We start from the raw sequence: 15,296 nt of genomic DNA on the forward strand, positions 1-15,296 counted from the left end.
AAAATGAACTTGTCTGTTAACAAGTATAAAATATATTGGTGATTATGAGTGCTGGTTAAAAGGCGTGGTTTATGCTAATTTAATTTCAATTTGGTAGGAGGTCGGGGTTATAGCTGGTTAAATTCAGACCTACCACGTTTTTTAAACCTTGCAGGTCTAGTTCGTATTAATTATTTGTAAATTTATTTTATAACCTAAGGCTTAAATTTATAGACCATCTATCATGACATTATAATCATACTGTAAATCTTCATGTAATTTTGAGATGATCTTTTTAGAAAGTAGTAGTTGCCTGTTGTACATATTTTCTAACTGAACGCTTCTTTTTATACTTGGTTTGAAGTCTTTTAGTTTTTTACAAAAGTAGAGGAGGAGTTCTATTTCGGTTTCTTTGTTTTGTGAATAACGAATGTACTTTTTTATATTTCTTAAAATTTTCCTTGTACTTTTTCTAATATAAAAATAACTGTCTCGGTTAATTAATTCAAATTCATCATCTATATAGCTTTTTACACTTTCTATATAACCAGATTCGTTGTGAGATTCGAATAGTAAATAGGTGAGGAGTTCTTTGTTTTCTTTTTTAAATCTTGCTAAACGCAGGCAAAGTTCCTGAGTTTCTTGTGTTGAAAGCGTGTTTAATTCCTTTTTAATCTCTCTTAGTGTTACTGCTTTCATTGAAAATATAATGATTGGTCCATAAATATATAAAAACCATTGCAGGTGCAACGGTTTATATAATTTTTATTAAAAAACAGTGTTATCGCAATTTAGGAAAATCTGTAGGATTTAATTCGTGCATCATCTCATAAACAGCTTCAAAAATATCTTCTGCTGAAGGTTTAGAGAAGTAGTCACCATCATTTCCGTATGCAGGTCTGTGTGCTTTTGCAGTTAGTGTTTTTGGTTGGCTATCTAGATGCTGGTAAGCATTTTGAATATTTAGTATTTCGTTTAATATATATGCTGAAGCCCCACCAGGAACGTCTTCATCTATTATTAGAAGACGGTTTGTTTTTGCAACACTCTTTACAATATCTTGATTTAAATCGAAGGGTAATAATGATTGTACGTCTATAACTTCTGCGTCTATACCAATAGCTAAAAGGTCTTTTGCTGTTTGCTCGACTATACGTAAAGTTGACCCGTAAGATACTAAAGTAATATCGGTACCTTCTTTAACGGTTTCAACAACGCCTATAGGTGTTTTTATAGCGTTTAAGTTATTTGGCATTTTTTCTTTTAGCCTATACCCGTTAAGACATTCTACAACAATGGCCGGATCGTCTCCTTGTAAAAGTGTATTGTAAAAACCAGCAGCTTTGGTCATATTTCTTGGCACTAAAACGTTTACTCCTCTTACTAAATTTAAGATACCACCCATTTGTGAGCCGGAATGCCAAATACCTTCAAGTCTGTGTCCTCTGGTTCTTATTATTAAAGGTGCTTTTTGTTTGCCTTTTGTTCTGTAGTGTACTGTTGCCAGATCATCACTAATAATCTGTAATGCATATAAAATATAATCGAGATATTGAATTTCTGCAATAGGTCTTAAGCCACGTAAAGACATGCCAATACCTTGTCCAATAATGGTAGCTTCTCGTATACCTGCATCTGCTATTCGTAATTCACCGTGCTTTTCTTGTAATCCTTCTAAACCTTGATTAACATCACCTATATTTCCAGTGTCTTCACCAAAAACAAGTGTTTCTGGGCGGTTACTAAAAATGGCATCAAAATTATCGCGTAGAATAATACGGGCATCAACCAATGCAGCATCGCTATCGTAAGTTGGCTTTACTTCTTTTACAAGTGTGTTAGATGTATTGGTTTCTGAATATAAATGCGAACTAAATTCTGGTTGCATTTTTTCAAAAATGTTATTAATCCAATCGCCAAGTTCTCGTTTCTCTTTAGATGTTTCTCCTATAAGATACCTTAAGGCTTTTCTTGCTCCTGATAAGATGTCTTTTCTGGTAGGCTCATCGATAAGAGCCAGGTTATCTTTTATTTTAGAGATAAATACACCATTAGGACTCGATGAAGCTACTTTTGTTAATATAGAAATTAATTCTTTTTTCTCTTTTAAAATGGGTTTTAAGAAAATGTTCCATGCATTTTTCTTGGCTTCTCGTACTTCCCTTTTAATAGCTCTTTCAATCTCTGTAAGTGCTTCATGGGTAGAAATACCACTTTCTATAATCCATTCACGCATTTTTAAATTACAATCATGTTGCGCTTCCCATTCTAAACGTTCTGCATCTTTATATCTTTCATGAGATCCGGAAGTTGAATGTCCTTGCGGTTGTGTTAATTCTAATACATGAATAAGTACGGGTACATGTTCTTCTCTGGCAATTGTAGAAGCTTCTTGATATGTTTCTATAAGATTAGGATAATCCCAACCTTTAACACGTAGTATTTCGTAACCCTTGCCTTTATCGTCTCGCTGAAATCCTTTTAAAATTTCAGATATATCTTCTTTTGTTGTTTGGTGTCTGGCATGAACCGAGATACCATATTCGTCGTCCCAAACACTTATAACCATTGGGACTTGCAATACACCTGCAGCATTAATAGTTTCAAAAAACAACCCTTCACTGGTACTGGCATTTCCTATGGTGCCCCAAGCGACTTCATTCCCATTAATAGAGAAGTTGGTTGCATTTATATTATTAACATTTCTGAATATTTTTGATGCTTGTGCTAAACCTAGCAAACGGGGCATTTGCGCTGCAGTAGGAGAGATGTCCGCACTGGAGTTGTATTGCGCTGTAAGGTCTTTCCAATTGCCATCTTCATTTAAACTGTGCGTTACAAAATGACCTCCCATTTGTCGACCGGCAGACATGGGTTCCAGTTCTAAATTAGTGTTAGCATATAAACCAGCAAAAAATTGCTCGATAGTTAATTCGCCAATAGCCATCATGAATGTTTGATCTCTATAATAGCCAGATCTCCAATCGCCTTTTAAAAAAGCTTTAGCCATTGCTAGTTGAGGAACTTCTTTGCCGTCCCCAAAAATTCCAAACTTTGCTTTACCGGTTAATACTTCGCGTCTACCTATTAGGCTACATTCACGACTTTTAACAGCAATTTTGAAGTCGTTAATAACTTCTGCTTTAAAATCGTCAAATGATATGTCTTTCTTTGAATTTTGGATAGTTTGCATTTAGCGGTGCCTTTTGCTCGTGCAAAAGTAGTAAATCTTTATCGTTTTTGCAATTATATTGTTGCTTAAATACTTGATGTATATTTAATAATAAACAAAAAAACAATTAAAAAATACGAATTATTCAGTAAAAAAGGTAAAAAAATAATTATTATTCAAAATATTAATACCATCTTCTTCTAAATAAGCCTAAAAGGATTTGTGGGTCTACAGTAAATTTAAATCTGATTTTTTCATCATATTTACGTTGGCCTATTTCCCAACCTAAGTTTGAATATACAGGAAAGTAAATTTCGAAATAATCTGTAACCAAATTAACCCGTACACCGGAATCGTATACGAAATGTGGATCGTCAAACTTGTTTTTAATAAATCCAATGTCGCCATATGCCAATATGTATTTCCATAATGTTGTACTGGCATTAAGAGTTGTAATCCATTGGTTGGAAAAAGGGGTTTCTAGCTTAGATTTAAATCCGCCTTCTGCGTCTATATATTGCTGACTAAAGATACCTGATGATTCAGAACGTCCTAAATAAGGGTAATCGAACATGTAATCTGTTGGCCTGTCTAAAGCAAAACTAAAATAGTCTGAGTTTATATCTGTTTTATTCTTTATAAAAGCACCTGCAAATACACGCAAGTTTAATTGCCTATTACTTTCAAATAAATACCTGTATTCATAATTAAAGGCTATTTTACTGAACTTTTCTCCAATTTGAAAATCGGTATACCATTTATTAAAATGTATTAGATTGTCGTTAGAGTTTCTATAGCGGATATTGAAAACTTTATAATTGGGCCTAGAGGTAGGAGAGATATTATTTACATCTTCATCTCTTTTTATATCTAAATACCTAAAGGTTAATATTTGTCTTTTGTTTGAGCGAAGATCGTTACTTCTTCTAAAATATAGTGATATTGAGGGCTCTATTTGTCTAACAAATAAGTCTTCTGCATAAGATGTATAGCTTCCCCCAATTCCGTATTTTATGCTATATAGATTGTTGTTTTCGAAATAATGCGTTTTAGATAGGGAAGCAGAACCTGTTATAGTTTTGGATTTGAAAGCGTATGATGGTTCTATTTTATATTTAAATAGTTTTCTTAAGATAGTCGTGTTATAGGCTCGCATTCCTAAGGTTAATCCATCATAAATATTATTAAACTCCACAATAGGCATAAGGAATACCTGGTTATAGTAAGGGTCTTCTATATCTTTGAAAAGTCTAAATTGTAATGGTTTGTTGTTAAAAAAGAACCCTTTTAATGATTTCCAATTATCTCTGGTATTGATTTCCGGAACGAATTTTTCGTAATTTAAAACGAGCTTATTTGTATTGTTTTTAGGTATTGTAAGGGTTTTGTTTTTTGTAATGTTTTCTACCCACGTTTTAGATATAATACTATCATTATTTAAAGCATATAAGGAAATAGGCATGCTATTATTTTGCTTATTCTTTATTGTAAGTGTTATGGAGTCTTCTGTTTTAATTACTTTTTTTATTTTGAAATCTATTTTTTTACGAGTGGCTATATATTCGTTAAAAAACCAATCGATGTCTTTGTTTGTTTTAGATTTTAAATAGGTTTCAAAGTCTTTAGTTGTGGTGTATTTTAATTTATTATTGGATAAAAACGAGGTGATGCTATTTTCTAATATTTGACCGTTTATAAAATCATCTAAATACTTGAACCCAATACCTGCTTTGTATTTACCGGCAATATTAACATTAAATTTTAGTAGAGAGTCTTTTTGCATGGCAAGCGGCTGGTCTCTGTTTGTTCTTGCCGAAGACATGGCAGCTAATGTATATTTATCATTAAATTTAGTATCTGAAATATGAAAAGATCTAATTCCCCAAATCTTAGCCAAAGTTCCAAGGAATTTCATGTCTGGATAGTGTATTTCAACATATTTCATTAAATAATATATTTGGATACCATCCATTAGCCATTGTTCTTTTCTTGGATTTACCAGTAGTGTATTTTCTAAATAATTTTGTAGCGCAACTTTTAATAATTTAAGTTCGTATTGAAAATGCCTTGGGTAAGTTCTTATGAATTTTGGTAAAAAATTTAAGCCATAAACTGGTGCTTTTACATTATCAATTTCTGTTAATAAGAGCTTTTTATGCGGGTATTCTCCAAAGTTATTTTGAATGAATTTTGTGATTTTCTCTGTAATTAATACTTTGTCTATCACTTCTAGCCCTTCGTCATCTATGTTGGAAACTATGGCGAAATCTTCAGATTGGATGGTGTTGAAATCTGATCTTTTACTTAAAAATAATTTGTTGTTATTTCTGTTTTTTCCTTTTAACTTAACTATTTGTTTATCTGGTAGTTGTGTTTTATTAATTAAATCTAATTCTGAAGTTAAAACATAAGCGTTTGGATGCTCTATTTCTAATGAAATATCTGATTTAGGAATGAATAAGTCATCTAAATTTTTATTGCTATAATATTGCCATTCACCATTGTAAATAGCTGGTGTAATATACCAGTATCTTAAATTTACATCGCCAGAATTTGTAATACCATAGCTTGTAAATTTGGCATTTGGGATTTGAGCGATATATTCTAACTCAATTGTATAAGAATCGTTAGGTTTTAAAGGGGCACTTAATTCCACTTTAACAATATCTATTTGACCTTTGAGTTGCTCAAATACTAAATCGTGATTATCTTGTTTAATGGAAGTAATAACAGAGAAGCCCCTGTCTTTATTTTTTGCTAAATGAAAGACATTTTTGTATTCGTCTGCTAACCGGATGGCTAGGGGTGTTTTTTTTGTTGCGTAACTATTATTCCAATCGTTTAAATAGATTGTTTGCAACTCATCTTGCGTCGTATTTTGATATTGAATGGTTTGAGATATTTTGATTTGTTTGTTCTCAATATCAAAAACCGCCTTTACGTCAATCTTATTTTGACTGAAGCTTGTGAAGCATATTAGTGCATAAATAATACAATTAAAAAGGCGTAATTTCAATTTACTGTTTAACATTTAAAGGTTAATGATTCAATATAAAGGCATTGCAATATAACAAATATGGTGTTTTTAAAACTCACCAATGTTTTTGATTCTAAACTATTAGTCGTAAAAAGATTGAAAAATTTAGAAGTTAGGACTTAATCCAGATTCTTTATAGAATGAGTCAAGAATAGTTATGACTTCTTCTTCGGTATCTACTAAATGAATTAAATCCAGATCTTTTGCACTGATATTTGAAAATGAATCTAGCAATGTTTTTTTTATCCAGTCTAACAGACCTTCCCAAAAATCTGTTCCTACAAGTATAATTGGAAATTTACCTATTTTATGTGTTTGTATAAGGGTTAAGGCCTCAAACAGTTCATCTAAGGTGCCGAATCCACCAGGCATAACTACAAAACCTTGAGAGTATTTAACAAACATGACTTTGCGAACAAAGAAATAATCGAAATCTAAGCTTTTATCATGGTCTATATATGGATTGTCGTGTTGTTCGAAAGGTAAATCAATATTTAGTCCAACAGATGTACCGCCTCCTAAATGAGCTCCTTTGTTACCCGCTTCCATAATTCCGGGGCCACCACCAGTTATTACACCATACCCTGCTTCTACAATGTTTTTTGCGACTTTTTCTGCTAGTTTATAGTATTTGTCTTCTGGTTTGGTTCTGGCCGATCCAAAAATAGACACACAGGGGCCTATTTTACTCATTTTTTCAAATCCATTAACAAACTCGCCCATTATTTTAAAAATAGCCCAGGAATCGTTTGTTTTTATTTCATTCCACCCTTTATGATGTTGTTCTTTTCTCATATATAAAAATTTATATGTTTATTCGTATGTTTTATTTTTATTGAATAAGCTTAATATCATTTTTTCAAATGTAACTATTTTTTCACTCGATTTCCTACAAACTACTTTCGCTTACTGTTTGCTGTCTACCAACCACTGCTTTCTGAACCAAACCCATTAACCCAGTTCTTTTTTAAGAAACTTAGCGGTATAACTTTTTTTATGTTTAATAACGTCTTCCGGTGTTCCCTCAACAATAATTTGTCCGCCACCTTGTCCTCCTTCATACCCAATATCTATAATGTGGTCTACGGTTTTTATAACATCTAAATTATGCTCGATAATAAGTACTGTGTTGCCTTTATCTGCGAGTTTGTTAAGTACAATCATAAGCACTCGTATATCTTCAAAATGCAAACCTGTAGTTGGTTCATCAAGTATATAAAAGGTATTTCCTGTATCTCGTTTGCTTAATTCTGTAGCAAGTTTAATACGTTGTGCCTCTCCACCCGAAAGCGTTGTGCTTTGTTGTCCTAAAGTGATATAGCCTAAGCCTACATCTTTAATGGTTTTTAATTTGTTATAGATTTTGGGAATGTGTTCAAAAAACTCGACAGCTTCATTAATAGTCATGTTTAATACATCACTAATAGATTTTCCTTTATAACGAATTTCTAATGTTTCTCTGTTAAAACGTTTACCTTGGCAGGTTTCGCATTCTACATATACATCTGGAAGAAAATTCATTTCAATAACACGTAATCCACCACCTTGACAGGTTTCGCATCGTCCACCTTTTACATTAAAACTAAAACGTCCAGCTTTATACCCACGTATCATGGCTTCGGGTATTTTAGCATATAAGGCTCTAATTTCACTAAAAGTGCCTGTATATGTAACCGGGTTGCTTCGTGGGGTTCTTCCAATGGGGGATTGGTTTATATCAATCACTTTGTCTATATGCTCTAAGCCTTTAATACTTTTGTATGGCATGGGTATTTTTACACCATTAAAATAATGAGCATTTAAAATAGGGTAGAGGGTTTCGTTGATTAATGTTGATTTCCCACTACCTGAAACTCCTGTGACTCCTATCATTTTTCCTAACGGGAATTTTACGGATACATTTTTTAAGTTGTTTCCTGTACAGCCTTTTAGTTCTAAAAAGTTGCCGTTACCCGTTCTGCGTTTTTTTGGGATTTCTATTTCTTTAGTACCTTTTAAATAATCGGCAGTTAAAGTATCATGTGTTTTTAACTCATCAGGATTACCTATGCTAATTATTTCACCACCATGTTTTCCGGCTTTTGGTCCGATATCAATAACATAATCAGCACGTTCGATCATGTCTTTGTCATGTTCTACTACGATAACCGAATTTCCTATATCTCGAAGTGATACTAAAGAGTTAATGAGTTTTTCGTTATCTCGTTGATGCAATCCAATACTGGGTTCGTCTAAAATATATAATACGCCTACTAATTGTGAGCCTATTTGAGTAGCCAAGCGAATGCGCTGTGCTTCACCACCGGATAAGGACTTAGAACTTCTGTTAAGTGATAAGTAATTTAATCCTACGTCTAATAAAAATTGCAGTCTGGATTTTATTTCTTTTAAAATTTCTTCGGCAATCTTAAGTTGTTTTTCCGATAAATGTTCGTGTAAATTGTTAAACCAGGTTGCTAGTTCAATAATATCTGTGTTTGCAAGCTCTGCTATATTTTTATTGTTTATTTTAAAATAAAGGGACTCTTTTTTTAATCTGGAGCCATGACATTCCGGACATTCAATTTTGTCCATATACTCTTTTGCCCAACGTTTTAAAGAGGTAGATTCGGCTGTTCTATATTGATTGTCAATAAAATTAGCAACACCTTCAAAATCTATTTTATAATCGCGGGTAACCCCAAGTGTTTTGCTTTTTACTGAAAATTTTTCGTTTCCGCCATACAAAATCATTTGTTTGGCTTCTTCGGGAATATCTTTATAGGCATCTGTGAGTTTAAAATTGTAACGCTGTGCTATGGTTTCAAACTGTTTAAATATCCAACTGTTCTTTTCTGGTCCATGAGGCGCTAAGGCACCAGCTTTTATTGACAAGCTATTGTCTGGAATAATTTTATTTTCGTTTACTTGGTACAACTCTCCAATACCATTACAATTTGAACAAGCTCCTTTAGGGGAGTTGAAAGAGAAATTATTTGGCTCCGGATTTGGATATGAAATCCCGGAAGAAGGACACATTAGGTTTCTACTAAAATAACGCGTTTTGTTAGTATCCTGATCGATAACTAAAAGGACATCATTACCATGATACATAGCGGTATTAATGGTTTCGTTAAGACGTTTATCATTATCTGCCGACTCATCAATAACCAACCTGTCAATTACAATTTCTATGTCATGTGTTTTATAACGGTCTAATTTCATACCCTTTGTAAGGTCTTTAATGTCACCGTCTGTTCGTACTTTTACAAAACCTTGCTTCCCAATTTGTTCGAATAATTCGCGGTAATGTCCTTTACGAGACCTTACTACTGGAGCTAGTATATTGATGCGTTTTCCACTAAAATCACTAATAATGAGTTTTTTTATTTGCTCATCACTATAGCTTACCATTTTGTCTCCCGTATTGTAACTATAGGCATCACTCGCTCTCGCAAATAACAAACGCATAAAGTCATAAATCTCTGTAATAGTTCCAACGGTAGAGCGTGGTGATTTACTGGTTGTTTTTTGTTCGATGGCAATAACAGGAGATAGCCCGTCAATTTTATCAACATCCGGCCTTTCTAAACCACCTAAAAATTGTCTTGCATAGGCCGAAAATGTTTCAATGTAACGTCGTTGTCCTTCGGCATAAATAGTATCGAATGCCAGCGATGATTTCCCACTACCAGATAGTCCTGTTATAACAACAAGTTTTTCTCTTGGGATAGATACATCTATATTTTTAAGATTGTGTACGCGGGCACCTTTTACTTCTATAATATCATCAAATTGGCTCATAAAATCGCAAAATTGCGAAGTTACGATTTTAGATGTTAATTTCTTGTGAAGTTTTATCCCAGATTTGTTATAATTGTAGTGAAGAAAAATTAAATAATTTTCTTCTTTATGAAAATGATTAAAATTTTGTTTAACATTGAACTCGTTTAAACTTTTTCAATTTGCTAAAAAATTGCTGTTTTCAACTCTGTTTTTGTCTTTTTTTCCTTCCGTAGCTCAGCTATGCAACTCAAAAAAGCCTTCAACAGAACTAAAAACTTCTAATTTTCGCTTAAATCCAAAAAGTTTAAACGAGTTCGTTAATAAATTCCTTCCTTCGAGGGAATACTATATTATTTATGAAATTATTAGGAATAGGCTCAAGGATTAATCACCCGGAATATGGGAAAGGTGTAGTAACCAATGTAACGACTCAGCATTATTGGGTAACGTTTATTGACAATGGACTGGAGACGATTGATTTAGATAGTGAATTTGAGGTTATTGAAGCTGCCGACGGTGATGTGGATACGGTTAGTTTTTTTGATGTTGAAAGTAGTTTGGTAAGCATTTTAAAGAAATGGAGTGATGCTAGTGAAGTGGTGCCTATTGCAGATAAATACAAAGGCGGAAGGCTCATTTTAGAACCGGCTGATGCTGGTTTAAAATCTTATGAATTACCAATAGATACGTTTTTCCATAAAATAACGATGGTTAGAGATCGATTGCGTGTTATGGAGCAACGTATAAACTCAAGCGATTTGGATGAACAGGGTAAAATAGATTTACAACAATATATTACCAGAATTTATGGTAGTTTGACTAGTTTTAATGTATTGTTTAAATCTGATACACATAAGTTTGTAGGGCAGAGGAGTAAGTAAATTTATAAAAGTATATACAAGGGTAGTTTGATAATGTGCTTATCTTTAAACAATTTAGTTTGATAAGGTTTTTATATAGTTATTGATGGCAGATTTTCTTTTTCCAGAAGATAATATCGGAATTTCATCAACGTATTCTATTGTTATTAGAGCGTCTTCGCCTAGATAGCTTTTAAACTCTTTAATAATTTTTACTTCACCTTTAAATTCATCAGTTATATTTAACTTTAAAGTATATTCTTTTTGCGTTTCCTGAATGAGTTGGCCTTGTATTATTCCTTTATATGAAGAGACATTTGCTATAATAAAACTGGTTACTATATCTCCTTTAGTATTTAATATAATATCTGTTTTTCTCCCTTCAATTTTTTTAAAGGTTGGAGGCGAAACATTATAGTTTATAGAACCGATATCTCCGGTGTCGTATCTAATCATTGGCATCGAATAGTTAAATAGGTCTGTAACAACAATTCGTCCTATTTCTCCAGATTTTGCTGATAGGTCTTTGTCAAATTGTAATACTTCTATATAGTAACTTGCCCAGTTAATAGTAAAATCATCATTTGTTTCATTGAGCTGTTGTGCAATTATCCCGTTTTCGGTATTTGAATATCTTGAAAAAACAGGTGCATTGAAATATTTTTTGATGGATTGCTTTGTGTAAGTGTTAATTTGTTCAGAAACAGTAATTATAGATTTTATATTAGCATGTATTGGGCTGGCGTTGTTTTTATCTAAATACTTACAAATTAATTCAAAACCAGAAGGGTATCCCTGCCAAATTTTAGTAGAGGAATCGTTTTTGATTTTATTTATTGTGTTAGAAATATATGCATCACTTAAATTCAACACTTCTAATTCGACTATATTATTCTTCCAATTGACTAATTTTGTTTTTCGCAAATCATCATCCCAATGCCTAAAAAATAATATTTGATAACCAATTTTAAAACCAACTAATCCGGAAAAGTATATTACATCTGCAAAATTTCTAAGGATTTTATTTTTATTATGTTCAATTTTGAGCACAGCTCCGGTAGACCCACTTGTGCTTGCTGTTTTCGTTTTACAATTTATAAAGGAAACAGATTTAAACTGATTAATGTTTTCGTTTATAGTACTTTTATTTATTACCGGAAAGTCTTTTATATCGGTATAATTCTTATATTTTTTATAAAAAGGGGTGGTTTCTACAGCATGTTTTAATATATTATCGATGCTTTTTTTTCTTATAAGTTTTGCCTTTGGGTTGGAAAAATTTTCTAAAACAAAAGTTATGTTTTTTACATGGTTTTTTATTTTTGATCCTTTTAAAAAATCGAGAAACCAAAAAGTTATGTATCGCGCATATTCTAATTGCTTTTTCATTTTACTCACTTTTAATATGGTTTATCTCCAATCCTAAAATAAGTAGTTTATGAAATGTTGGTAATTGGGCACCACTTTCTGTAGTCATCCAATCGCTCCATGTAGCCTTTAAACCATCAATAGGAAGCTTAGATGTCCACATTTTAAAGGCAGTTGGTTTTCCAGAATTATCAAGTAACCATAAATAGGAGTCCCCTGGGGCTAATCCTCCAGAGGAGAAAGTAACTAAAAGTGCTTGATCCCCATTATCAAGTATTACAAGTCTACGTTCAGCATCTTTATTAAATACTCTATAAGGCGCAACCAACCAAAACGAATCATTCTTAAAGTATTTGGTTGCCTTTTTTATGAGGCCTTTAGATATATCACTTTCAGCTTTAAAGCTATGAACAAAAGCTTTATTTTGAGTATGGTCGTTTAAATCTAAACTAACCTTGAAGTCTTCCCAATAAACTTCACAGATGTTGTTTACTTTGTCCCATTGGTAGTGATGTCGCTTCTTGAATGTCCATTCAATATAATCGGTGTTATTAAAAGCTTCATAATCTAAAGCCTTTAACATTTTATAAGCTAACGCATCTGCTTCTTTGCCTTGAACACCATTAGGCAAATCTTCATCATACTTAAAGAAAAGGAAAGCAAAGAATAGCAAACTAGGCAAAGTGAGAAATATAAATACCCCAGATACTATCTTAAATACTTTTTTTGATTTTTTCTCCATAAAATTGCTAAGTAACTTTTAACAAATAGAGTTCTAAATTATTAAATACTAACGGAGTAATAAAAGAAAAACTTTAAAAACCGATAGCTGTATCATCCCCTCGATAATCTGCACCACCCTCTAGCGATTCATCATCTAAAACAAGTATTCCGTCGACCTTGCCAATTACGGGTGAATCTTTTTCATTTATAGAATACCCTAGTTTTTCAAGTTGAAGTATTAAAGTAGCTTCGAATGAATTTGGTTCCATTCTAATGTCATCTGGTAACCATTGGTGATGAAAACGCGGTGCATCTACAGCTTCTTGCATGGTCATATTATACTCATGCACATTGAGTATGGTTTGTAAAACAGATGTAATAATGGTAGACCCTCCCGGAGTTCCTACTACCATGAATAGTTTTCCTTTTTTTTCAACAATAGTCGGTGTCATGGCGCTTAACATCCGTTTTTCAGGGGCTATACTATTAGCAATACCTCCTATAAGTCCAAACATATTTGGAACACCGGGTTTGCTACTAAAATCGTCCATTTCGTTGTTTAAAAAGAATCCTAAATCAGAGCAGTATAGTTTAGATCCGTAAGCACCATTTATCGTGGTAGTTACAGATACAGCATTACCAAATTGATCGACGATAGAGTAGTGGGTGGTTTCATCACTTTCTATTACTTGCACATTGCCATGTGATACATCTTTAGATGCTGTCGCTTTTTCGAAAGAAAAAGAATTCATTCTATCTTTTAGATAAGATTTACTTATTAATGTATCTCCCGGGATGTTAACAAAATCGGGATCTCCTAAATAAAAGCTTCTATCTGCATATGCACGGCGTTCTGCTTCTGTTATAATCTGAATCGATTTAACCGAGTTGTGTCCAAATTTATCTAAATCATAAGGTTCAATCATAAGCATTATTTGTGCTAAGCAAATACCTCCACTGGAAGGCGGTGACATAGATATAATTTTTAAATCATCATACATAAATGTAGTTGGAGTACGCCATTTAACAGTATAATTTGCTAAATCTTCTTCGGTTATAATACCACCATTTTCTTGAACAAACTTTGCCAGTTTTTTAGCGGTTTCACCTGTGTAAAATTCATTTTTTCCATATTGTAAAATACGTTCCAGTGTTTTTGCTAGTACCGGATACTTTATGGTATCACCGGTTTTCCATTTTTTACTAAATAGAATGGAATCTTTATTAGCTTTTAAGAAAAGTGGCTGGTATTTTTTTATCCTGGCCTCTTGCTTCTTTGTTACTATTATGCCTTTGTAAGCCAGATTAATTGATGGGTTTATAATATCTTCTATAGGCAGGCTTCCAAATTTTTCATGAACAGCAAAAATGCCAGCTACAGACCCGGGTACGCCAACTGCCATACCTCCTAAGGTGCTTTTTTCGGGTATAACATCCCCATTTTCATCTAGGTACATATCTTTTGTAGCTTCTAATGGTGCTTTTTCTCTATAATCGAGTGCTCCAATGTCGCCATTAGATTTTCGGTAAACCATAAAACCACCACCACCTATGTTTCCGGCATATGGATAAGCGACAGCTAAGGCCAATTGTGTTGCTGCCATAGCATCAAAAGCATTGCCTCCTTTTTTAAGAATATCACTGCCAATTTTTGAAGCTTCTGCCCGTGCAGAAACTACCATAGCATGTTTGGTTATTAAACCAATTTTTTTAGGCTCAGTGGTTTTTTTGCAAGAAACAAAAAGGAGAAATAAGAAGATAGCGTATTGGAGTTGTTTCATAATATATCCTCATTTAGTGTTTTAAGTTTTTGTTTAGAAAAGGCAATCAATTCATTAAAAAATACTGTAAATTCATTTTCAAATTCCTTATAAAATGCTTCAAGTTCAACTATGGCTTCGTCCATTCCAGATCTATTTTTAGTTCTTCTGTTCATACCATCTAAAACTCTGGAAATACCATTGATGGATGCGTAACTTAAAAGCCAGTTATCTGCTATCATATACGGCATCATTTTTTGTATTCGTAGCGGGAGTATATTATAATGAGCTTCTAAGGAATCGTAAAAAGTATCTACATATGTCTCTAATGGTACGGTACTATATTTGTTCCAGTTTTTAGCAAGAAAATGGTCGTAAAGAATATCTACAATGATACCTGAGTAATGTCCGTATTTTTCGTGTAATCTTTTAGTACTTAATCTAACTGTTTTGTGGGCATCTGTATAGGTGTCTATATTTCGATGTAATAAAATACCAATTTGAATGTCTTTAGGGTATTTTTTATAATCTTTTCCTTTAATCCCATCGGCAATAAAATTGCCAATAGTTATCAAGTCATTTTCTCCAGAGAGATAAATGTGTGCTAAGTAATTCATTTGTGAAATTTACGA

10 protein-coding genes are annotated in these 15,296 nt (G+C 32.8%); 1 reads left to right on the forward strand and 9 read right to left on the reverse strand.

The genetic code is table 11. The features are described from left to right. Nucleotides 1-207: 207 nt before the first annotated feature. From Q4Q35_RS04475 to uvrA, 5 genes are all read right to left on the reverse strand, one after another. The gene (locus tag Q4Q35_RS04475) at nt 208-678 is read right to left on the reverse strand and encodes a hypothetical protein (RefSeq protein ID WP_303276741.1); all 471 of its coding nucleotides are present in this window, start codon (nt 676-678) and stop codon (nt 208-210) included. 82 nt (nt 679-760) lie between these two features. Beyond that, the gene (locus tag Q4Q35_RS04480) at nt 761-3,172 is read right to left on the reverse strand and encodes an alpha-ketoacid dehydrogenase subunit alpha/beta (RefSeq protein ID WP_303276742.1); all 2,412 of its coding nucleotides are present in this window, start codon (nt 3,170-3,172) and stop codon (nt 761-763) included. A gap of 163 nt (nt 3,173-3,335) precedes the next feature. Further along, on the reverse strand, nt 3,336-6,167 hold the full coding sequence (locus Q4Q35_RS04485; protein WP_303276743.1) for a gluzincin family metallopeptidase: 2,832 nt from the start codon (nt 6,165-6,167) through the stop codon (nt 3,336-3,338). Between the two features lie 126 nt (nt 6,168-6,293). After that, nucleotides 6,294-6,983, reverse strand: coding sequence for an LOG family protein (locus tag Q4Q35_RS04490; RefSeq protein WP_303276744.1), 690 nt, complete (start codon nt 6,981-6,983; stop codon nt 6,294-6,296). 156 nt (nt 6,984-7,139) lie between these two features. Continuing rightward, the gene (gene uvrA, locus Q4Q35_RS04495; protein WP_303276745.1) at nt 7,140-9,971 is read right to left on the reverse strand and encodes an excinuclease ABC subunit UvrA; all 2,832 of its coding nucleotides are present in this window, start codon (nt 9,969-9,971) and stop codon (nt 7,140-7,142) included. A gap of 338 nt (nt 9,972-10,309) precedes the next feature. On the opposite strand from uvrA, the gene Q4Q35_RS04500 reads away from it, so the two are divergent. Then, nucleotides 10,310-10,834, forward strand: coding sequence for a DUF8685 domain-containing protein (locus Q4Q35_RS04500; protein WP_303276746.1), 525 nt, complete (start codon nt 10,310-10,312; stop codon nt 10,832-10,834). Between the two features lie 54 nt (nt 10,835-10,888). Here the strand turns inward: Q4Q35_RS04500 and Q4Q35_RS04505 are convergent, their stop codons facing one another. From Q4Q35_RS04505 to Q4Q35_RS04520, 4 genes are all read right to left on the reverse strand, one after another. Next, a complete protein-coding gene (locus Q4Q35_RS04505) occupies nt 10,889-12,202 on the reverse strand; it encodes a phenylacetate--CoA ligase family protein (protein ID WP_303276747.1) in 1,314 nt (437 codons plus the stop codon). Between the two features lies 1 nt (nt 12,203). Next, a complete protein-coding gene (locus Q4Q35_RS04510; protein ID WP_303276748.1) occupies nt 12,204-12,923 on the reverse strand; it encodes a hypothetical protein in 720 nt (239 codons plus the stop codon). 73 nt (nt 12,924-12,996) lie between these two features. Continuing rightward, nucleotides 12,997-14,685, reverse strand: coding sequence for a gamma-glutamyltransferase (gene ggt / locus Q4Q35_RS04515; protein ID WP_303276749.1), 1,689 nt, complete (start codon nt 14,683-14,685; stop codon nt 12,997-12,999). Next, nucleotides 14,682-15,281, reverse strand: a complete 600-nt coding sequence (locus tag Q4Q35_RS04520) for an acyl carrier protein phosphodiesterase (protein ID WP_303276750.1) — start codon at nt 15,279-15,281, stop codon at nt 14,682-14,684. Before Q4Q35_RS04520 ends, ggt begins: the two co-directional genes overlap by 4 nt. Between the last annotated feature and the right edge of the window lie 15 nt (nt 15,282-15,296).

The sequence above is a fragment of the Flavivirga aquimarina genome (genome assembly GCF_030540835.1).
Lineage (GTDB): Bacteria > Bacteroidota > Bacteroidia > Flavobacteriales > Flavobacteriaceae > Flavivirga > Flavivirga aquimarina.